Origin of the sequence: Streptomyces litchfieldiae (genome assembly GCF_031845365.1) — a bacterium.
GTDB classification, from domain to species: domain Bacteria; phylum Actinomycetota; class Actinomycetes; order Streptomycetales; family Streptomycetaceae; genus Streptomyces; species Streptomyces litchfieldiae.
Window position 1 is genome coordinate 58,382 of sequence record NZ_JAVREL010000013.1, and the last position, 18,778, is coordinate 77,159.

Below are 18,778 nucleotides of genomic sequence, written 5' to 3' on the forward strand. Positions count from 1 at the left end.
CCGTGAGGAGGAGGCCGGTCTCCGCCCGGAGGCCGCCGGGTGCGGCCGGAGCGCGGATGCCCGGCCCCGGGCGGCGCGGTGATCGTGTGGGCAGGCCGGGCCGCGCCAGGGGTCCGGCGTTCGCCCCCTGTTGGAGACACTGATGCCCGAGCATTCCGAACGTGCCCTTTTCATACGGGAGTTCGCCCGCAGCCCGGTCCGGACGGCGTCGCTGCTGCCCAGTTCGCCGGCGCTGGCCGCGCGGATGGTGGCCGCCCTGCCGGAGCACGGCGACCCGGTCGTCGTCGAACTGGGCCCCGGCACGGGCGCGTTCACCGAGGCCATCCAGCGGCGGCTGGCCGGCCGGGGCCGCCATCTGGCGGTGGAGGTGAACGAGCGGATGTCCGCGCACCTCTTCCGCCGCTTCCCCGGCGTGGAGGTGGTGACCGCCGGGGCCGACGACCTGCCGGACCTGCTCGCGCGGCGCGGCATCCCGGCCGCCGACCTGATCGTCAGCGGGCTGCCGTGGACGGTGTACTTCGGCGGTCCCCGGCCGCTGGTGGAGACGATGGCGTCGGTGCTGGCGCCGGCCGGCGCGCTGACGCAGTTCACCTACGCGTGGACGAGCTGGACGCCGCCCGCCCGGCGCCAACGGGCGCAGTTGCGGGCGGCGTTCGAGGAGGTGGTGCTGAGCCGGACGGTGTGGCGCAACGTGCCGCCCGCGTTCGTCTATGTGGCGCGCCGGCCGCGGGTGTCCTCGGCGGCCACCGCCGCCGCGGTGCCGGTGGGCGGCTGAGCCGGGCCGCGCGCACGTCCGCGCCCGCGGTCCATCTCGCGCCACTCGGGGCGCAGCCCGGCCAGCACGATGGTGAGGAAGTACACCGTTCCGGCCGTGAGCAGGGCGGGCGCGAGGCCGAGACCGCTCACCGCGGCACCGGCGAGCAGCCCGCCGAAGGGCATGCACGACCAGGCCGCGGCGGTGGTCAGGCCCATGACCCGGCCGCGCAGCGCGCGCGGCACGCGTTCGAAGAGGAGCGCGCTCAGGATCGGGTTGAGGAAGCCGGCGCCGAACCCGCTGGCCCCGAAGATCACGATCACCGTCCACCGCGGCAGCCCCGACGCGGTGTCGCCGGCCAGGACGACGAACCGCGGCGCGCTCGCTATCAGGAAGCCTGCGAAGAACACCGGGCGGCGGCGCAGCCGGTGGGCCGTGGCCGTGGCGATCAGGCTGCCGCAGACGGCCGTCGCCCCGCCGACGGCCGTCAGCAGGCCGATGGCCGAGGGGCCCGCGCCGCTCTCCCGGGCCCAGACCGGCAGCAGCAGCGTGTTGAGCGCGGTGTCCAGCATGTTGGTGACGGCGACCATGAGGACGATGGTGAGCAGCAGCCGGTCGGCGCGCACGAACGCGAGGCCGTCGCCGAAGCGGCGCCAGTACCCGCCGCCTTCCGCCTCCCCCGTGCCGCCGGCCGCCCCGCGCCCCATGCCGACCGGCAGGGTCGCGGCGATGACGAGCGAACCGGTTACGAAGCAGAGGGCGTTGACGCCCAGGGTGGTCGGCGCGCCGAGCAGCGCCACCAGCGCGCCGCCCGCGGCCGGGCCGATCGTGGAGGCGAGGCGTTCGATGACGCCGGACAGCCCGGTGGCCCGCTCCAGCGGGACGCCGCCGCGCTCGGCGGCCTCCGGCACCATGATCTGCTTGGCCAGGTCGCCCGGGCCGCGGGCCGCGCCGACGAGCGCGACCAGCGGCAGCAGCAGCCCGAACGGCAGCAGTCCGGCCGCGTGCAGCAACGGGACCAGGCCGACGGCGGCGGCGCTGACCAGGTCGGTGGTCCAGGAGACGACGCGCGGCCCGAGCCGGTCCACCAGCGGCCCGGCCAGCGCCTTGACCAGCACATAGGGCGCGATCTCCGCGAACGCGACCAGGCCGGTGAGCACCGCGCTGCCGCTGCTCACCAGCACGAACCAGGGCAGCGCGATGGCCGCCAGCCCGGTCCCGGTGTTGGCGAGGACCAAGGCCGACAGCAGCCCGGCCAGCGCCCGGCGGCCGCCGGTGTCCGGTGCCGTCACGGTTCGTCCGCCGGTTCGGGCAGCACATGCGTCATGAGGCTGACCGGCCCGGCCCCGGCCGGGGCGCCGGCCGCCTCCTCGGGGACGTTCCGCCGGTAGCGGCCGACGACCTCCCAGATCTCCCGGTGCAGTTGGTCCGCCTCGTCGGGGGTCAGGAGCAGGCCCGTGTCGCTCAGGTTCAGGACGCGCCGCCAAGGGGCCGGCAGGGTCTCGGCCTCGTCCACCGCCTGCTGGACGCGCAGGGCGTAGGCGGTGGCGACCGACCGCAGATAGCCGAGGGCGGCCTCGGGTTCGCGCTCGACCAGCGCCGGATCGTTGAGCCGGGTCATCCGGTGCGCCGCGCGCCACCAGCGGTCGCGGGCGTTGCCCCGGGAGGTGTCCTCCTCGACAAAGCCGGCGGCGCCCAACTGCCGCAGGTGGTAGCTGGTCGCGCCGGAGGTGAGGCCCATCCGCTGGGCGAGCTGGGTGGCGGTGGCGGGCCCGTAGCGACGCAGCAGGCCGAGCACCTGCACGCGCACGGGGTGGGCCAGGGCACGCAAACCGCGTGCGTCGAGAACGACTTCGGGGGCGGGGTCGGATGACTGGCTCATAGCGGCACCCTAGACTCCCAAGACTTCTTTGCAAAGGATTTTTGCAAAGAAGTCTTGGGAGTTCTCCTGATATCGTTGCAAGGGCGGTACAAGAGGAGGCAGACATGGTGACGCGACGCACTCCGCTGCCCGGCGTCGGCACCCAGTACGACATCGCCACCCGGGAGGGGCGCCACATCTCCGTGGTGGCGCACGAGGACGGGCGGCGGTTCATCGGCTTCTACGACCCGGAGGATCCCGACGCCTGTCAGGGCACCGTTCCCCTGGAGGCGGAGGAGGCGGCCAAGCTGGCCTCGATCATCGCGCCGGACCGGGCCGAAAGCACGCTGCCCGACTGCGAGTTCGAGCTGAACCTGGTCACCGAGCGGATCCCCGTCGAGCCCGACTCCCCCTACCGGGGGCGGCCCATGGGCGACACCAAGGCCCGTACCCGCACCGGGGCCTCCATCGTCGCCGTGCTGCGCCGGACCGGGGCACACCCCTCCCCCGGCCCCGACTACCGCCTGGAGGCGGGCGACACGCTGCTGGTCGTAGGTACCCGCGAGGGCGTCGACGACCTGGCGGACATCATCGCCGGCGCGTGACGACCTGGCGGACATCATCGCCGGCGCGCAAGGAGCACCCGTCGAGACGCCCAGCACCGCACCGCCGCGGGAGCGACGGCGCCCGGGTTCGACCCACAGAAAGGTGCTGTGTTCGTGCACGACACCACGTCCATGCTCCTCGAGCTGGGGGCCATCGTCCTGGGCCTCGGGCTCGTCGGGCGGCTGGCCGGCCGGCTGGGGCTGTCCCCCATCCCGCTCTACCTGCTCTCCGGGCTCGCGTTCGGCCACGGCGGGCTGCTGCCGCTGTCCGCCACCGAGGGGTTCATCGAGGTCGGCGCCGAGATCGGCGTCATCCTGCTGCTGCTCATGCTGGGCCTGGAGTACACCGCCACCGAGCTGGTGGACAGCCTGCGCACCCAATATCCGTCCGGCGCGGTCGATCTGGTGCTCAACGCCACCCCCGGCGCGGTGGCCGGGCTGCTGCTCGGCTGGGGGCCGGTGGGCGCGCTGGCGCTGGCCGGCGTCACCTACATCTCGTCCTCGGGCGTCATCGCCAAGGTCCTCACCGACCTGAACCGGCTGGGCAACCGCGAGACCCCCGTCGTCCTCGGCATCCTGGTCATCGAGGACCTGACCATGGCCGTCTATCTGCCGATCCTGTCCACGGTGCTGGCCGGGGTGGGCCTGGCCAGCGGCAGCCTCACCCTCGCGATCGCCCTGGGCACCGCGGGCGTCGCGCTCTTCCTGGCGCTGCGGCACGGCCGCGTGATCAGCAAGGCCGTCTCCTCGGACAACCCGGAGATGCTGCTGCTGGTCGTGCTCGGGCTGACCCTCCTGGTGGCCGGCGTCGCCCAGCGCCTCCAGGTGTCCGCCGCGGTCGGCGCGTTCCTGGTGGGCATCGCGCTCTCCGGGGAGGTCGCACACAACACCCGGCGGCTGTTCACGCCGCTGCGGGACCTGTTCGCCGCCGTGTTCTTCGTCTTCTTCGGGCTGTCCACCGATCCGACCGAGATCCCGCCGGTGCTCCTGACCGCCCTGGCGCTGGCCCTCGTCACCACCGGGACCAAGATCGGCACCGGCTGGTACGCGGCGCGGCGGGCGGGGATCGGGCCACGCGGCCGGTTCCGGGCCGGTGGGGCGCTGGTGGCGCGCGGCGAGTTCTCCATCGTCATCGCGGGGCTGGCCGCCGCGAGCGAGCCACGGATCGCGCCCGTCGCCACCGCGTATGTCCTGATCCTGGTCATCCTGGGGCCGTTCGCCGCGCGCTGGACCGAGCCGGTCGCGCGGAAGCTGAGCGAACGCCGCCGGGCCCGCCGCGCGCCGGCCGCCGAGGTGGTGGCCGATGTCCGGCCGGCCGGGTCCGGAGTCCTGCCCGCGCCCGCTCCGGCCGGCACCTCCCCGGAACCGTCACAGGACTGATCGCGGACTGTCACGATGTGACCATATGGTCCGCAGGTCCGAATGGATGAGGCATCATCGGTTCTCATGGGATTGGTCGCCGGTCTTGACAGCTCGTCCGTATACACCCGCATCGTCGTCTGCGACTCGGAGACCGGGCAGGTCGTCCGGCACGGGCACGCGGACCATCCGGACGGCGAGGCGACCCCCGAGGCGTGGCTGCTGTCCCTCGGCGAGGCGGCGGACGGCGGCGTCCTGGAGGAGGTCACGGCCATCGGCGTGGCCGCCCAGCAGACCAGCGTGGTCGCCCTGAACGCCGAGGGCGCCCCCGTCCGGCCCGCGCTCACCGGCGACGAACGGGCACAGGCCGCCGCCCTCGGGCTCGTCGACGCCCTCGGCGGCCGGTCGGCCTGGGCCGAGGCCGTCGGCTGCGTGCCGCAGCCCGGCCAGCCCGTGTCCCAACTGCGCTGGCTCGCCCGCGAGGAGCCGGAGGCGGCGAAACGGGCCACCGCCGTGCTCCAGGCGCAGGACTGGCTCGTCTGGCAGTTGCTGGGCCGGCCCCGGCGCTGGACCACCGACCGGGGCGGCGCTTCCACCACCGGCTACTGGTCGGCCGTCTCCGAGTCCTGGCGGCACGAGCTCGCCGAGCTGGCCATCGGGCACCCCGTCGCGCTGCCCGACGTGCTCGGCCCGGCCGAGCCCGCTGGCCGCACCCCCGAGGGGCTGCTCATCTCCGCGGGCACCGGCGAGACAATGGCCGCCGCGTTCGGCCTGGGCGTCGGCCCCGGTGACGCGGTGATCTCGCTGGGCGCCTCCGGCTCCGTCTGCGCCGTGCACGACGAGGCGCTGACCGACCCGACCGGCACCATCACCTGCTACGCCGACGCCACCGGCCGCCATCTGCCCGTGGTCCGCACCCTCAACGCCACGCGCGTGCTGCGCGGCACCGCCGAACTGCTCGGCCGCGACCTGCCCGGCCTGTCCGAGCTGGCGCTCCAGTCCACGCCCGGCGCCCACGGCCTGGTCTTCTTGCCCTATCTGGCGGGCGAGCGCACCCCCGAACTCCCGCACACCGCGGGCACGCTGGCCGGGCTGCGCCGGGAGAGCATGAAGCCCGAGCACCTGGCGCGGGCCGCGTTCGAGGGCATGCTGTGCGGACTCGCCGACGCGGCGGAGGTGCTGCGCGGCCGGGGCGTGCGCATCGACCGGGTCTTCCTGCTCGGCGCCGCCGCCGATCTGCCCGCGGTCAAGGAGCTGGCCCCGGCCCTGTTCGGCGCCGAGGTCGTCATCCCCGCCCCGGCCGACTACACCGCGCTGGGCGCCGCCCGGCAGGCGGCCTGGGCCCAGGGCGTGGCGGACGGCACGCTCGGCGAGGACGAGCCGCCGGCCTGGCCGTCGGCGCCCGGCGAGACACTGCACCCGGGCGACGCGGCGGCGGTCGGCACGGCCGTCCACCAGCAGTACATCGCGGTGCGGGACGAGACCCACCCGGGGGCGTTCGACTGACGGGCCCGGGCGTTGCGGCGCGTGGTCAGAGCTGCCGCCAGCGCACGGCCAGCTGGGTGCGGCTCGCCGCGCCCGTCTTGGCCAGCGCGCGGGTGAGGTGCTTCTTGACCGTGCCGACCCCGATGAACAGCCGGCCCGCGATCTGCTGGTTGGTCATGCCCTGTGCCGCCAGCGCGGCCACCTCCCGCTCGCGGGCGGTCAGCCCCAGGTCGCGGCAGGCGGCGGCGGTGGCCCGGTCGGCGGCGAGCACGGCCTCGGCCGTCGGCGCCAACTGGCGGCGCAGCGCCCGCATCACGGCCACGTCCCGGGCCCCGACGACCTGCGCGCCGCGGACGACGACGCCGACGTAGAAGCAGCCCTCGGCCCCGGCGTCGATGATCATGCTTACCTTGTCGTGGATGCCGTTGGGCCGCAGGAACAGCTCGACGTACTCCCGCTGCTCGGGCACGCTCTCCGGGCGCAGCTCCCGCAACGTGACCACGCCGCGCTCGGCGAGCAGCCGGTGGGCGTGTCCGGTCATGAACGGGTCCGCTCCGATCCAGCGGCGGGCGTACTCGTCCAGGAACGCGCGCGAGTAGCCGCTCTTGATCCCGCGGCCGTCCAGCAGCGCGTCGCCGACCGTCGGGCCGTGCAGCACGGCGATCGTCGAGTAGCCGAACCACTCCTCCAGCGCGCGCAGCAGCCGCTCCCGGAACGCGGCCAGGTCCGGGGCGCGGTCCACCGCCTCGAAGACGCCGAACAGCCGGCGGTAGTCCTCCGGCGGCAGCGGCTCGCCGTCCGGCAGCCGCCGGGGCGTGCCGGGCACCGAGACGACGGCGTGGGCGGCGGCCCGGGGCCGGGGAGCGGAGGTCACCTCGTGTTTATAGGCGGGCGCCGGGCGGCCGGGCAAGGCGGTTCCACCTTCGGCCCATGCCGCGCGCCCGGCGCCCTGCGGCATCGTCGTGCGTGCCAGAACAACCAATGAGCAACAGGAGCAGGAAACGTTGAACACCACCCCCGCACCCGAGGCGCGCCGCTGGCTGATCACCGGCGCCAACAGCGGCTTCGGCGCCGCCTTCACCGCCGCCGCGCTGGCCGCCGGTGATCTGGTGGTGGCCGCGGTGCGCCGCCCGGAGACCCTGGCCGCCCTGGCCGCCGAGCACCCCGACCGGCTGACCGTCGTGCCGCTGGACGTCGCCGACGCCGAGCAGTGCCGGCTCGCCGTCCAGGCCGCCGAGGCCGCGTACGGCCACGTCGACGTGCTGGTCAACAACGCCGGCTTCGGCACAGTCGGCGCGGTCGAGGAGACCACCGAGGACGAGCTGCGGCACGCCATGGAGGTCATGTTCTTCGGGCCGATCCGGCTGACGCGGCTGGTGCTGCCGGGCATGCGCCGCCGCCGCGGCGGCACCATCGTGCAGCTCACCAGCATGGGCGGGCTGCTGGCGTTCTCCGGCGTGAGCAGCTACTGCGCGGCCAAGGGCGCGCTGGAGCAGGCGAGCGAGGCGCTGGCGGCGGAGGTCGCGCCGCTGGGCATCCGCGTGCTGATCGTCGAACCGGGCGCGTTCCGCACCGAGTTCAACGGCGCGCTGCAAACGGCCGCGCCCATCGCCGACTACGAGGCGACGGTCGGCGCGGTCCGCGAGAACCTGGCGGCGGACAACGGCAAGCAGCCCGGCGACCCGGCGAAGGCGGCGCGCGCCCTGCTGGCCGCGCTGGACCTGCCCGAGCCGCCGCTGCGGCTGGCGCTCGGCGACGACGCGGTGTCCGCCATCCGCGACAAGCTCGCCAGCGTGGCCGCCGACCTGGACGCCACGGCGCGTCTGGGCACCGGCGACGCGATCAACTTCGCCTGACGGAACCGGTTTCCCGCCACCTCCGTCCCACCGGCATGACTTCGGACTGGTGGAACGCGGTGGTGGCGGGGGTACTGGCGACGGTCGGCGGGCTGCTGACCGCCGGCTGCGCGGACGACGCCGCGGGGGCGGGCGGGGGCCGGCCCGCTGAGGGCACGATGGTCGAGGGGGCGGACTGGCGGGGCGTGCTGCTGACGTCGCGGCACGACGAGTTGAGCCTGCCGGGCCACCCCACGGTGGAGGCGGAGTCGCTGGTGCCGTACGAGGCGGACGTCGAGCGGTTCGAGGAGGCGCTGCCCGCCACGGAGGTCTTCGAGTACCCCGGCGGCGAACCGGAGACTGTCGACCTCTCCGAGCACACCCGCCAGTACACGGAACTGTCCGGCGGCGGCCTCCGCGAGTTGCTGGTGACCGGCTTCTGCGACCCGTCGTGGGTGGACGGCTGGGAGGAGGAGTGGATCCAAGTGGCCGACGGCGGCTCCTGCTTCTTTGACGCGTCGATGGACCTGGACAGCGGCGAGATCGTCTCGTTCACGTTCTATGGCATCGGCTGACCGGTCCGGGCACAGGATTTTCCGTTCATGTACGCCCTGTAGCATGATCAGCTCGATTATGTGAAGGGGCTTGGGCGAAGCGGCATCCCTGAAGCTCGCATTCCTGGAGCGTACTGTCACCACCTGCATCGACGGTGGCCAGGTCGTTCATGATCCGCCGGACAGGCCCTGGCCGGGGAGCGCCGGCCGCCGCGTCAAGCCACCGTGTAGCTGAGGTCCTTGGCGACCAGCGAGTCCGGCCGCAGCCGCAGCCAGATGGTGCCGATCCGCGCGGGGTCCTCGTACAGGTAGTGGCGGAAACGCTCGTCCCAGGCGTCCTCGTCCGGGCCGAGGTATCGGCTGAGCTTGCGCCGGCCGCGCGGGACGTCGAACGGCAGCACCTCCGCCCGGCCGTTCGCGATCACCTGCCGGACCAGGCCGGTGGCCGGCTCGCACACGTCGACGACCAGCGCGATCGCCGGGGCCGTTCGCACATGGCCGAGCAGTCGCGCCCAGGGGCCGGTCAGGATCCAGAACGCGCCGTCCTCCCAGAGGAACCACGTCGGCCGCACCGTCGGCCGCGGCCCGCCGGTCGCCACGCGGGCGGTGAGCGGCTGGGCCAGAAAGGCGTCCACATCGAACTTCCTTGCTGTCATGGGCCGATCCTCTCCCACGCCCCCATGACCGATCCCGGTACGCTGCCCGCCGGGAGGGTGAGCGCATGGACGCGGCGAGTATTGGGTTGCGGCTGGGGTCGAGCGCGGTCGCGCCGCTGGTGAAGAGGCTGTTCCGCACACAGCCGCCCGGCGCCGGCCTGGTGTCGCGACCGGTACGGCTCGACGCGCTGGTGGCGTTCGGGGGCGAGAAGCGGACGCTCGGAGCGGAGGACCTGGGGAAGCTCGCCGGGGAGCTGGTCGACCGCGCGATCAGAGCCATGGGCCCGGAAGGTTCCGCGTACTCCGAACACCGCGTGCGGGTCTGGGAATCACTGGCCATGAACCTGTGGACCCTGGGCGACCTCGACATGGACGATGTGCAGGCCGTCCAACTGGGCGCCGACGGGCTCGCGCGGGCGCTCGAAGCCCGGGACCGCCTGCTCCTTCACTTGCCCGCCGACGCCGAAGAGTTGCGCCGGTCGCTGCTGCGGCTCGCCTGCCTCCACATCATCGACTTCTTCACCAAACGCTCGACGTTCATCGCCCGGACGCTGGTGGAGCAGACCCGCCAGAACGAGCGGATGATCACCGTCCTGGACCTGCTGGTCGAACGCCTCCCCCCGCAGTCGGCCGTCGACGGCGCCTTCGAGGAGCGTTACCGGCGGTATGTCGCCGGACGGCACGGCCGGCTGACCATCTTCGGTCTCGATCTCGACGACGAATGGCCGCTGGACGACGCCTACATCCATCTGGAGACCACCCGAGGCACCCCCAGCGGCAACGACCAGCCGCTTCTCCCGCCCCAGCGCGCGGAGGTGGCACTCCGCGGAGCGAAACGGGTCCTGCTGCGCGGCGGCGCGGGTTCCGGCAAGACGACGCTGATGCAGTGGCTGGCCGTCACCACGGCCGAACACCGCCTGCCGGAGCCCCTGTTGCACCTGCTGGGCCAGGTCCCGTTCGTGCTGCCGCTGCGCACCCTGACCCGCGCCGGTCGCGAACTCCCCGCCCCGGACGGTTTCCTGGCCGCCGTCGGCTGCCCCCACACGCCACCGCCCGGCTGGGCGGAGCGCGTTCTGGCCGCCGGGCGCGGCCTGCTGCTGGTGGACGGCGTGGACGAGATACCCGAGGAGAGCCGCCCCGCCGCCCGCGCCTGGCTGCGGGAACTGCTCCGCGAGTTTCCCGGGAACGCGCTGCTGGTGACCGCCCGCCCGTCCGCCGTCGCCGAGGACTGGCTGGCCGCCGAGGACTTCGGGGAGCTGTCCCTCTCGCCGATGAGCAGGCAGGACGTGGCCACGTTCATCCACCGCTGGCACCGGGCGGCGCGGGCCGACGCGGACGACGTGAACGAGCTGCTCGAAGCGGTGCGCGGGCGCCGGGACTTGGCCCGCCTGGCCACCAACCCGCTGATGTGCGCGGTGATGTGTGCCCTGCACCGCGCCAGCCACGGCTACCTGCCGCACGGCCGCGCCGCCCTGTACGAGGCGGCGCTGCGCATGCTCCTAGAACGCCGCGACCGGCAGCGCAAGGTGCACCACGGCATCCGCCTCGACGCGCCGACGCAGACCCTGCTCCTCCAGGAGCTGGCCTACTGGCTGATCCGCAACGGGCATTCCGAGATGGACCGCTCCGACGCCGAGGCGCTGATCGAGAACGCACTTCCCTCCATGCCGCAGGCCGCCGAGCAGGGCAGCGCCCAGGACATCTACCGCCACCTCCTGGAGCGCTCCGGCCTGCTGCGCGAACCGGCCGAAGGGCTGGTCGACTTCGTCCACCGCACCTTCCAGGACTATCTGGCCGCCCGCCAGGCGATCGAGTCCCGCGACATCCCGCTGCTGGTGCGGAACGCGCATCGCGACCAGTGGGAGGACGTGATCCGGATGGCCGTCGCCCACGCCCGCCCCGAGGAACGCGCCCGTATCCTCAAGGCCCTGGTGAAACGCGGTGACGACGTCAAACGCGACCGCATCCGGCTCCACTTGCTGGCCACGGCCTGCCTGGAGCACGCCCCCCGGCTCGACCCCGACACCCGCCACCTGGTGACCTCCCGGGCCGCCCAACTCCTGCCGCCCCGAACCAGCCGGGAGGCCCATGCGCTCGCCGGTGCCGGGCGCGTCGTCCTGGAGCTGCTCCCGGGCCCCGAGGGGCTCGCCGACCACGAAGCCGCCGCGGTCGTGGACACCATCGGCTTCGTCGGCGATGACACCGGCCTGCCGCTGCTGGCCCGCTTCTGCTCGCCGGACGCCGGTGACGACCTGCGCTTGAGCCTCAAGAACACATGGCACTACTTCGACGCCGCCGCCTACGCGAAAACCGTTCTCCCCCACCTCCCCGGCGATCTGCGACTGGTCGCCACCACGCCCGACCAGTTCGGCGTCCTGGGCGCGGCCGGCCGTCCCTTCAACGCCATGAGCGCCACCCCGCACGACCTCATCGCCGCCGGAGCCGCGCGGACATGCGTGGGCATCAATATCGACGAGCCCTGCGACCTCGCCGACCTCCGGCACCTGACGGCCCTGGAGGGGCTGACCCTGATGCGCGGCGCGCAGGTCCGGGACGTCTCGTCCCTGGCCCAGTATGGGCTGAAGAGCATTAACGTCCAGCTCACCGCCGGGCAGTCGGCCCAGGGGCTGGAGCGACTGACGGCCGTCGAAGAGCTCATCGTCTTCACCAATGGCGTCGAGCAGCCGCTGGCCCTGCTGCCCCCCTACCCGCCGGTCACCTGGCTCCACTGGTCGGACCGGGTGCGTGGTCTCACGCCGCTGCGCTCCTGGCCACGCCTGCGGACGTTGGCCCTGGGCGGCACCCGGCCCAAGCTGGGGTGCGAGGACTGGGAAAGCGTCCACGCCGCCGGTGTCACCGCCCTGTTTCTGACAGCCCCCGTGGCACGCACGCTGCTGGCCTGCGAAATCACCTTGCCGCACGTCGTCTCCCTGACGGTATGGAACCCCGACCACGATTTCGATCTCGCCGGCCTGGCGGAAGCGACCCCCAACCTGGAGCGGCTCACCCTGACGAATCCCCCCACGGTAAAACTGCGCGAGCTCCGGCGCCTGGCGTCACTGCGCGAGGTCTTCGTCCGGAGCCCGGGGGACGTCACCGGCGCCGATGAGCTGAACGGCGTGACCGTCACCACGCGACCGAGACCCCGCTACGGAATGGGCACCGCGTCCTGATCCCGCCTGTGCGCCGTGCCGCCGCGCGGCATGAGCACCGCCGCGAGCACCAGCGCCACCGCGCCGAAGCAGGCGGCGGCCAGGAACGCGTCGTGGTTGGCCGCCGCGTGCGCCGCCCGGATCAGCGCCGGGTCACCGCCGGCCGCGGCCAGGTCTGCGGCCGAACCGCTGTACGCGATGGTCGTGATGACGGCCAGCCCCAGCGCGCCGCCGGCCTCCTGGCTGGTGTTGATCAACCCGGCGCCGACGCCCGCCTCCTCCTCGCCGATCCCGACGAACGCGGCGATCTGGAGCGTGACGAAGACCATGCCGCAGCCCAGCCCGAGCAGGACGAACGGCGCCAGCAGGTGCACCGCGTAGTCGCCGTCGGCCGGCGCCCGCCACAGCATCAGCAGCCCGGCGATCGAGCTGACCAGCCCGGCGATGAGCACGGGCCGCGCCGCCACCTTTGTGATCAGCCCCGAGGCGATCCCAGCGCCGGCCGCCACGGCGACGGCCAGCGGCACATAGGCGAACCCGGCCTTCAGCGGCGAGTAGCCGTGCACATGCTGCATGAAGAGGCTGGCGAAGTAGAACAGCGCGGCGAAGGTGCCGAAGACCAGGACAGCGGACAGGTTCGCGGTGCGCATCGTCCGCAGCCTCAGGATCCGCGGCGGCATGATCGGCTCACCGACGCGCGACTCGATCACCGCGAACGCCACCAGCAGGACCGCGACACCGGCCAGGCTGCCGAGCGTGCGAACGGTCGCCCAGCCCACGGTGGTCGCCTCGCCCAGGGTGAAGATCAGCAGCAGCAGCGCGGCCGTGAGCGTCAGCGCGCCGAACGTGTCGAACGGACGGCGGCGTTCGGCCGCGCGGCTCTCCGGCACGACGCGCGGGGCCAGCGCGGCGGCGCCCAGCCCGATCGGCACGTTGATCCAGAAGATCCACTCCCAGCCTGGCCCGTCGGCCAGCAGCCCGCCCAGGATCACGCCGGCGATCGAGGCGATCCCCGCCAGCGAACCCCAGACGCCCAGCGCCTTGTTGCGTTCCGGCCCCTCGGCGAAGGTGCCGGTCAGGATCGACAGGGCGGCCGGGGCGATCAGCGCGGAGCCCAGCCCCTGGAAGCCGCGCGCGGTGATCAGCGTCGCGCCGTTCTCCGCGAGGCCCGAGGCGAGCGACGCCAGCGCGAACACCACGAAGCCGGTCCGCAGCATCCGGCGGCGGCCGAACGTGTCGGCCAGCCGCCCGCCCAGCAGCAGGAAGCCGCCGAGCACGGTCGAGTACGCGGTGACGATGTAGCCGAGGCTCACCTCGGACATGCCGAGGCCGTCCTGGATGGACGGCAGGGCCAGGTTCACGATGGACACGTCGATGAAGACCATGAACTGGCCCAGGCACAGAAAGGCCAGGATCGCTCCGGCACTTGAACGGGCCGCCCTCAAGTCGGTGTGGGACATTGCGTTTCTCCTCAGCTCTGCTCAGCGTGGGATCCGAGTGCGGGCGCGCCCCTGTCACATCGACCCGGGTTCATACGTCAGACCCATGACGGAACGCGACGAGGGAATGTGACCGATGGCCGAACACGAATTTCTGGCGGAACGCTTCGAGGAACACCGCGCCCGGCTGCGGGCCGTGGCCTACCGCATGCTGGGGTCCCTCAGCGAGGCGGAGGACGCCGTGCAGGAGGCGTGGCTGCGGCTGAGCCGTTCCGACGCCGCCGCCGTGACGAACCTGGGCGGCTGGCTCACCACGGTCGTGGGCCGCGTCTGCCTGGACATGCTGCGTTCACGGACCTCGCGGAACGAACAGCCGCTGGACGCGCGGCTGCCCGACCCGGTCATCAGCCCCGAGGACGGCCTCGACCCCGAGCACGAGGTGCTGCTCGCGGACTCGGTGGGCCTGGCGCTGCTGGTCGTGCTGGAGACGCTGGCCCCGGCCGAGCGGCTGGCGTTCGTGCTGCACGACATGTTCGGCGTGCCGTTCGACGACATCGCGCCGGTCGTCGACCGCTCCCCCGCCGCCGCGCGGCAGCTCGCCAGCCGCGCCCGGCGCCGGGTGCGCGGCGCGGCCCCGGTGCCCGAGACCGACACGGCCCGGCAGCGCCAGGTCGTCGACGCCTTCCTCGCCGCGGCGCGCGGCGGCGACTTCGACGCGCTGCTCGCCGTCCTGGACCCCGACGTCGTCCTGCGTGCCGACACCGGCGCCATGCGGGTCGTCCACGGCGCGACCGCCGTCGCCGGACAGGCGATGCTCTTCCGGCGCCCCGACCGGTTCGCCATGCGGGCCCTCGTCAACGGCACGGCGGGCATGATCTCGTTCGCGGCCGACGGACCGGTGTCGGTCCTGGGGTTCACGATCAGCGGCGGCAAGATCGCCGCGATCGACATCCTCGCCGACCCGGAACGCCTCGCCCGCCTCGACCTGACGCTCCTCGACGGCTGACGGGCCACCCGTGCCATCGGCGTCGACCCGCCGGAACGGAGCCGCGATGAACGGCCTTTACCGACACCTCGGGGCAGAGAGGGCCATGCGAGAATCGCACACATGACTGATCTTTCCCCGCGTCCCGACCGGGAGTTGCTGGTCTCCGACGACGAGCGGGACCGCATGGCGCAGCGGTTGCGGGAGGGCCTCGCGCAGGGACGGATCGAGATGGCCGAGCTGGATCAGCGGCTCGCCGAGGTATACCGGGCCCGGACCCGCGCCGAGTTGGAGCTGGCCAGCCGGGGCCTCCCGGAGCCGGGCAGCAGGGACGCGCTCGTGGTGGACGAGCGGCCCACCTCCCGTTTCGCGCTGGGCGTCTTCAGCGGGTTCGAGCGCGACGGGCAGTGGGTCGTGCCCAGCACGTTCACCGCGTGGTCCATGTTCGGCGGCGGGCGGATCGACCTGAGCGAGGCCAGCTTCACCGGGCGGGAGACCCGGGTCCTGGCCGTCGCCCTGTGGGGCGGCACCGAGATCGTCGTCCCCGACGACGTCGAGGTCGTGGTCAAGGGCTTCGGCATCTTCGGCCTGTTCGGCAAGCACGGCCGCCGACCGGCCCGGCCCGGCGCCCCGCGCATCGTCATCCGCGGCGTCGCCCTGTTCGGCGCGGTCGTCACCAAGAGCAAGCCGCCGTGGCGAACTCCCTGGCGGTAGGCGGGCGTTGCCCCGGAGCATCCTCCCCGCGCGGGGCGTACGCCCCCCGGTAGCCCGGTGGGAGGGTCAACCGACCCCGGTCGGCGCGTCGTCATCTTCGACGAACCGCCGCAGGTCCATATTCTCCAGGACGTCGGCCTCGCCCACGCGCGCCGCCAGGTCCGCCAGCGTCTCGTAGTGGGCGCGGGTGAGCGACAGACCGAAGTGCTCGATTTCCATGCACAGGATGAGGACAACCATGTCCTTTTCGCGAGGAGCCAACTCCGGTAGCGAATCCAGGCTCTCAGCCGCCTCGCCACCGGGATTGCGCGCGACGATCTCCGAGACCAGGGAGGCGAACCGCGCAAGCCACTCGTTGTCCGGCTGTCGGGTCCTCCTGCGTAACCATCTCATCACCGGTCGGCGTCCCGCACGCGCTCGCTCTTCGCGGCCAGCTCAGTCATGCGCGTGATTCTCGCATGTTCCCCTTTCCCCCGGGCTGCCCCCAAAGGGCGTTGCCGCACGGCGCGTTTCGTGCCAGCACCTGCCCGGCGGGACAGGGAAGGATCCGCCGGGCAGGTCCCGAGGGGGTTCACCCGTCAAAAATGGACGGGCCGGGATCCGCTGGAATCGCCGAGGGGGTCAGCCGAGCCAGCCGAAGAACGAGTCGCGCACCGTCCTCAGCACCGCCTCGGCCGGCGCCGCGACCGGGGCCTGGGCGTGCGCCGAGTGGTCGGCGTGCTCGCCGTGAGCCGCGTGCTCCGAGTACTCCGCCTGCGCCGCCGCGTTCGTCGCCTCGGCCGCGTCGCTCGCCTCGGCGACCTCGTCGGCGCTCATCGTCTGCCCGTCACCGAAGGTGACCTGGCCGCTGCCGCCGTCGAAGACGATGTCCGAGCAGGAGTAGAAGTTCTCCTGGCTGTCGGACCGGATCCAGTGCACGAAGAGCAGGTGCTGGCCGGACCGGCTCGGAAGCTGGACGTTCCAGTAGTAGTGGTCGCTCCGCTGCGGCGGGTTGGTCACGGAGCTGATCTTCTCCAGGTTGCCCCAGCCGAGCTGCTGGGTCGGGGACCAGCCGCTCTTGGTGATGTAGACGTCGAACCGGCCGGGGTGGTGCGCCCAGTTGCTGTGCCGCAGCTCGATGGTCTGGCCCGAGGTGAGGTGCGTCTTCGGCCAGTCGCTGCGGGCCGCGTTGTACGCGGAGAAGTTGTACGGGCCCCGGTTTCCGCCGCTGCACAGCGTGCCGTCCGGGATGTAACCGGTCGTCCGGCCGCCGCCGTTGGAGTCGAGCACGGCGAACCAGTTGTACAGCGGGGTGGTACCGCTCTGCTGCACCGCGGCGCGGCACGCCGGGCTGTCGGGCATCTGGGTGCTGCTGTTCTCCAGCAGGTTCAGGTAGCACAGGTAGCTGCGCGAGCCCGGCATCATCGTGGCTCCGTGAGCCGCCGCCGGGGTCGGGATGGACGCCAACAGCAGAGCGAACAGCCCGGCTCCCAGGACGCCCAGGAGGCGGAACTTCCTGACCGGAGACTTTCTCCGGGCGGGGGGTTGATTGGACACGGGATCTCCTCTGGAAGAGTCGTCTTCCGCGCGGGCAGCCGAACAGCACCGGCCACAGACTCCGGTCGGTGCACCGACGGCCCGTCGCCGGTAGTACAGCCGCGCATGGGAGCGCTCCCGTGGGCAAGGTAGCGCCGACCAGATCATTGCGAAAGCACTTGTTCCAGCCGTAAAGCTTCCGGAGGCGACGAGGTTCGGCCATCTACCCGTGTCAAGTGGTCCGATCCCTTGTGCGGGGCGGCCGGGTGTGGCATGGCCGCCGCCCGACGGCCGCGTCCACCGCGGGTCGTCCCCGGCCGGCCCGCCGTCGCCGTTTGCTGGATGCCAACGCCCGCGCGCCTCGGCGCGCGGGCCCCGGCTTCACTGGCTTCTCCGAGGAAGGCCCGGCCTTCGGGCCGGGGGAGGAATCGGACTCCTGCGGAGCGGGGCAGGGGTGGCCGGATCGCCTTCGGGGTGATCCGGCGTTCACCGTCCATGGGCGTGCGGCAGCCTGCAGTGGTCAAGAGATCTCAACTGTCAGTCCTTCCGGATAGGTTCAGGGCTATGGCGACAGAAGCGGTCACGGAGGGTGCCGGGCATGCCCGGTACACCTATCGTGTGCGCCTGTCGTCCGCGGCGCGGCGCGCGCTCGAAGCGGAGTGGGACCGGTGCAGATGGGTCTGGAACGAGTGCGTGGCCGAGTCCATGGCCGTCCACGTCCGTAGTAGGGCCACGGGCGAGAAGGAGACGTGCGGGCCGGCGCAGCTCGACAGGATGCTGACGGAGGCCCGCGCACGCACGCCGTGGCTGCGTGCGGGCTCCTCGGTTGTCCAGCAGCAGGTCATCCGGGACTTCGGTAAGTCGCGCGCGAAGGCGTTGAAGGACATCAGGGCCCGGTTGCCGATGCGGCAGCGTGCCGGGATGCCCCGGTGGAAGAAGAAGCGTGACGCGTCCTTGAGCCTGAACTACACCCAGCGCGGCTTCCGCCTCAAGGACGGGCGCCTGCACCTGGCGGGCGGGATCGTCCTTACGGTGGTGTGGTCCCGTGATCTGCCCAGGCATCCTTCCAGCGTGCGCGTGTACCGCGACAGCCCCGGACACTGGTACGCCAGTTCCGTGACGGCCGTCGCGGTCGAGGAACTGCCCGCCACCGGCGCTGTGATCGGTATCGACTGGGTGTCAGGGAGACCGCCACCACCACCTCCGACACGCACGACCTTCCCCACCCCAGCATGGCAGGACGGCCGCGCGACGCCTCGCGAAGTACCAGCGGATGATGGCCCGGCGTAAGCCGAAGCGTGGCCAGGCGGCATCCGCCGGCTACCGCGAAGCGAAGCGGCAGACGGCGAAGGTCCACAAGAAGACGGCACGGCAGCGGCAGGACACCGGCCGCAAGTGGGCCAAGCGCGTGGTCCGCGACCATGACGCCCTGGCTGTGGAGGACTTCCGCCCGAAGTTCCTCGCGAAGTCGACCATGGCCCGCAAGGCGGCCGACGCGGCGATCGGCGCGACCAAGCGGACGCTGGTCGAGATGGGCCGCAAGCACGGCCGGACCGTGCACTTGGTGCACCCGGCTCACACCACCATGGAGTGCGCGGACTGCGGAGCGAGAACCAAGCACGCACTGCCGCTCTCAGAACGAACCTATACGTGCACCGCGTGCGGAGTCTCCCGCCCCAGGGACAAGAACTCCGCCCGCGTCATGCTCGTCCGGGCTGGTCTCTGTCCCGGCTAGGGCCTGTATCGAGTGCCCGGTCGGATCAGCCCGCGGCGTCAGACGCGGTGCATCGCAAGGCACCGGATCGCAGCTCATACCCGGCCGTATTCGCGCGATTCGGCTGGGGGCACCTCCCAGACGGAGTCT

General features: G+C 72.7%; 16 protein-coding genes and 1 pseudogene. 10 read left to right on the forward strand and 7 right to left on the reverse strand.

Annotated features, from left to right (window positions below; translation table 11 throughout):
• Nucleotides 1-142: 142 nt before the first annotated feature.
• Entirely contained in the window at nt 143-775 is a 633-nt protein-coding gene (locus RM590_RS21595; RefSeq protein ID WP_311706309.1) for a class I SAM-dependent methyltransferase, read from the forward strand.
• On the opposite strand, the gene RM590_RS21600 is transcribed toward RM590_RS21595, so the two are convergent.
• Nucleotides 709-2,046 (reverse strand): MFS transporter, encoded by a 1,338-nt coding sequence (locus RM590_RS21600; protein WP_311706310.1) that lies wholly within the window; start codon nt 2,044-2,046, stop codon nt 709-711. The genes RM590_RS21595 and RM590_RS21600 overlap by 67 nt on opposite strands.
• A complete protein-coding gene (locus RM590_RS21605; RefSeq protein WP_311706311.1) occupies nt 2,043-2,636 on the reverse strand; it encodes an ArsR/SmtB family transcription factor in 594 nt (197 codons plus the stop codon). Before RM590_RS21605 ends, RM590_RS21600 begins: the two co-directional genes overlap by 4 nt.
• A 104-nt stretch (nt 2,637-2,740) precedes the next feature.
• On the opposite strand from RM590_RS21605, the gene RM590_RS21610 reads away from it, so the two are divergent.
• The 3 genes from RM590_RS21610 to RM590_RS21620 all read left to right on the forward strand — a co-directional run bounded on the left by RM590_RS21610 (nt 2,741) and on the right by RM590_RS21620 (nt 6,085).
• Complete coding sequence (locus RM590_RS21610) at nt 2,741-3,220, forward strand: cation:proton antiporter regulatory subunit (protein ID WP_311706312.1); 480 nt, start codon at nt 2,741-2,743, stop codon at nt 3,218-3,220.
• Nucleotides 3,221-3,334: 114 nt separating this feature from the next.
• Entirely contained in the window at nt 3,335-4,600 is a 1,266-nt protein-coding gene (locus tag RM590_RS21615; protein ID WP_311706313.1) for a cation:proton antiporter, read from the forward strand.
• Nucleotides 4,601-4,666: 66 nt separating this feature from the next.
• Nucleotides 4,667-6,085, forward strand: coding sequence for an FGGY family carbohydrate kinase (locus RM590_RS21620; protein WP_311706314.1), 1,419 nt, complete (start codon nt 4,667-4,669; stop codon nt 6,083-6,085).
• A gap of 25 nt (nt 6,086-6,110) precedes the next feature.
• On the opposite strand, the gene RM590_RS21625 is transcribed toward RM590_RS21620, so the two are convergent.
• Complete coding sequence (locus tag RM590_RS21625) at nt 6,111-6,938, reverse strand: helix-turn-helix transcriptional regulator (protein ID WP_311706315.1); 828 nt, start codon at nt 6,936-6,938, stop codon at nt 6,111-6,113.
• A 130-nt stretch (nt 6,939-7,068) separates the two neighbouring features.
• Here RM590_RS21625 and RM590_RS21630 point away from each other — a divergent pair, with 130 nt between their 5' ends.
• Together RM590_RS21630 and RM590_RS21635 are read left to right on the forward strand one after the other, a co-directional pair.
• Complete coding sequence (locus tag RM590_RS21630) at nt 7,069-7,920, forward strand: oxidoreductase (protein WP_311706316.1); 852 nt, start codon at nt 7,069-7,071, stop codon at nt 7,918-7,920.
• A 35-nt stretch (nt 7,921-7,955) separates the two neighbouring features.
• Nucleotides 7,956-8,474 carry a hypothetical protein gene (locus RM590_RS21635; protein ID WP_311706317.1) on the forward strand — a complete coding sequence of 173 codons (519 nt, stop codon included), beginning with the start codon at nt 7,956-7,958 and terminating at the stop codon, nt 8,472-8,474.
• Between the two features lie 194 nt (nt 8,475-8,668).
• Here the strand turns inward: RM590_RS21635 and RM590_RS21640 are convergent, their stop codons facing one another.
• Nucleotides 8,669-9,109, reverse strand: coding sequence for a pyridoxamine 5'-phosphate oxidase family protein (locus RM590_RS21640; RefSeq protein ID WP_311706318.1), 441 nt, complete (start codon nt 9,107-9,109; stop codon nt 8,669-8,671).
• Nucleotides 9,110-9,174: 65 nt separating this feature from the next.
• On the opposite strand from RM590_RS21640, the gene RM590_RS21645 reads away from it, so the two are divergent.
• Nucleotides 9,175-12,282 (forward strand): NACHT domain-containing protein, encoded by a 3,108-nt coding sequence (locus RM590_RS21645; RefSeq protein WP_311706319.1) that lies wholly within the window; start codon nt 9,175-9,177, stop codon nt 12,280-12,282.
• On the opposite strand, the gene RM590_RS21650 is transcribed toward RM590_RS21645, so the two are convergent.
• A complete protein-coding gene (locus tag RM590_RS21650) occupies nt 12,258-13,721 on the reverse strand; it encodes an MFS transporter (RefSeq protein ID WP_311706320.1) in 1,464 nt (487 codons plus the stop codon). The two genes, RM590_RS21645 and RM590_RS21650, sit on opposite strands and share 25 nt — an antisense overlap.
• A gap of 115 nt (nt 13,722-13,836) precedes the next feature.
• On the opposite strand from RM590_RS21650, the gene sigJ reads away from it, so the two are divergent.
• Nucleotides 13,837-14,706 (forward strand): RNA polymerase sigma factor SigJ, encoded by an 870-nt coding sequence (gene sigJ, locus RM590_RS21655; RefSeq protein WP_311706321.1) that lies wholly within the window; start codon nt 13,837-13,839, stop codon nt 14,704-14,706.
• A gap of 102 nt (nt 14,707-14,808) precedes the next feature.
• Entirely contained in the window at nt 14,809-15,399 is a 591-nt protein-coding gene (locus tag RM590_RS21660) for a DUF1707 SHOCT-like domain-containing protein (protein ID WP_311706322.1), read from the forward strand.
• Between the two features lie 66 nt (nt 15,400-15,465).
• Here the strand turns inward: RM590_RS21660 and RM590_RS21665 are convergent, their stop codons facing one another.
• Nucleotides 15,466-15,639, reverse strand: a complete 174-nt coding sequence (locus tag RM590_RS21665; protein WP_311706323.1) for a hypothetical protein — start codon at nt 15,637-15,639, stop codon at nt 15,466-15,468.
• A gap of 381 nt (nt 15,640-16,020) precedes the next feature.
• Nucleotides 16,021-16,935: a lytic polysaccharide monooxygenase auxiliary activity family 9 protein gene (locus tag RM590_RS21670; protein WP_394813928.1), complete on the reverse strand. Its 915-nt coding sequence runs from the start codon at nt 16,933-16,935 to the stop codon at nt 16,021-16,023.
• Between the two features lie 543 nt (nt 16,936-17,478).
• Here RM590_RS21670 and RM590_RS21675 point away from each other — a divergent pair.
• Nucleotides 17,479-18,649 (forward strand): annotated as a pseudogene (locus tag RM590_RS21675) (RNA-guided endonuclease InsQ/TnpB family protein).
• The last annotated feature ends 129 nt before the right edge of the window (nt 18,650-18,778 follow it).

Excerpts from the sequence above, each read along its gene's own strand:
- RM590_RS21660 (WP_311706322.1), top strand. The coding sequence starts at position 14,809 with ATGACTGATCTTTCCCCGCGTCCCGACCGGGAGTTGCTGGTCTCCGAC.
- RM590_RS21610 (WP_311706312.1), top strand. The coding sequence starts at position 2,741 with ATGGTGACGCGACGCACTCCGCTGCCCGGCGTCGGCACCCAGTACGAC.
- RM590_RS21595 (WP_311706309.1), top strand. The coding sequence starts at position 143 with ATGCCCGAGCATTCCGAACGTGCCCTTTTCATACGGGAGTTCGCCCGC.
- RM590_RS21605 (WP_311706311.1), bottom strand. The coding sequence starts at position 2,636 with ATGAGCCAGTCATCCGACCCCGCCCCCGAAGTCGTTCTCGACGCACGC.
- RM590_RS21620 (WP_311706314.1), top strand. The coding sequence starts at position 4,667 with ATGGGATTGGTCGCCGGTCTTGACAGCTCGTCCGTATACACCCGCATC.
- RM590_RS21635 (WP_311706317.1), top strand. The coding sequence starts at position 7,956 with ATGACTTCGGACTGGTGGAACGCGGTGGTGGCGGGGGTACTGGCGACG.
- sigJ (WP_311706321.1), top strand. The coding sequence starts at position 13,837 with ATGGCCGAACACGAATTTCTGGCGGAACGCTTCGAGGAACACCGCGCC.
- RM590_RS21645 (WP_311706319.1), top strand. The coding sequence starts at position 9,175 with ATGGACGCGGCGAGTATTGGGTTGCGGCTGGGGTCGAGCGCGGTCGCG.
- RM590_RS21640 (WP_311706318.1), bottom strand. The coding sequence starts at position 9,109 with ATGACAGCAAGGAAGTTCGATGTGGACGCCTTTCTGGCCCAGCCGCTC.
- RM590_RS21665 (WP_311706323.1), bottom strand. The coding sequence starts at position 15,639 with ATGGTTGTCCTCATCCTGTGCATGGAAATCGAGCACTTCGGTCTGTCG.
- RM590_RS21650 (WP_311706320.1), bottom strand. The coding sequence starts at position 13,721 with ATGTCCCACACCGACTTGAGGGCGGCCCGTTCAAGTGCCGGAGCGATC.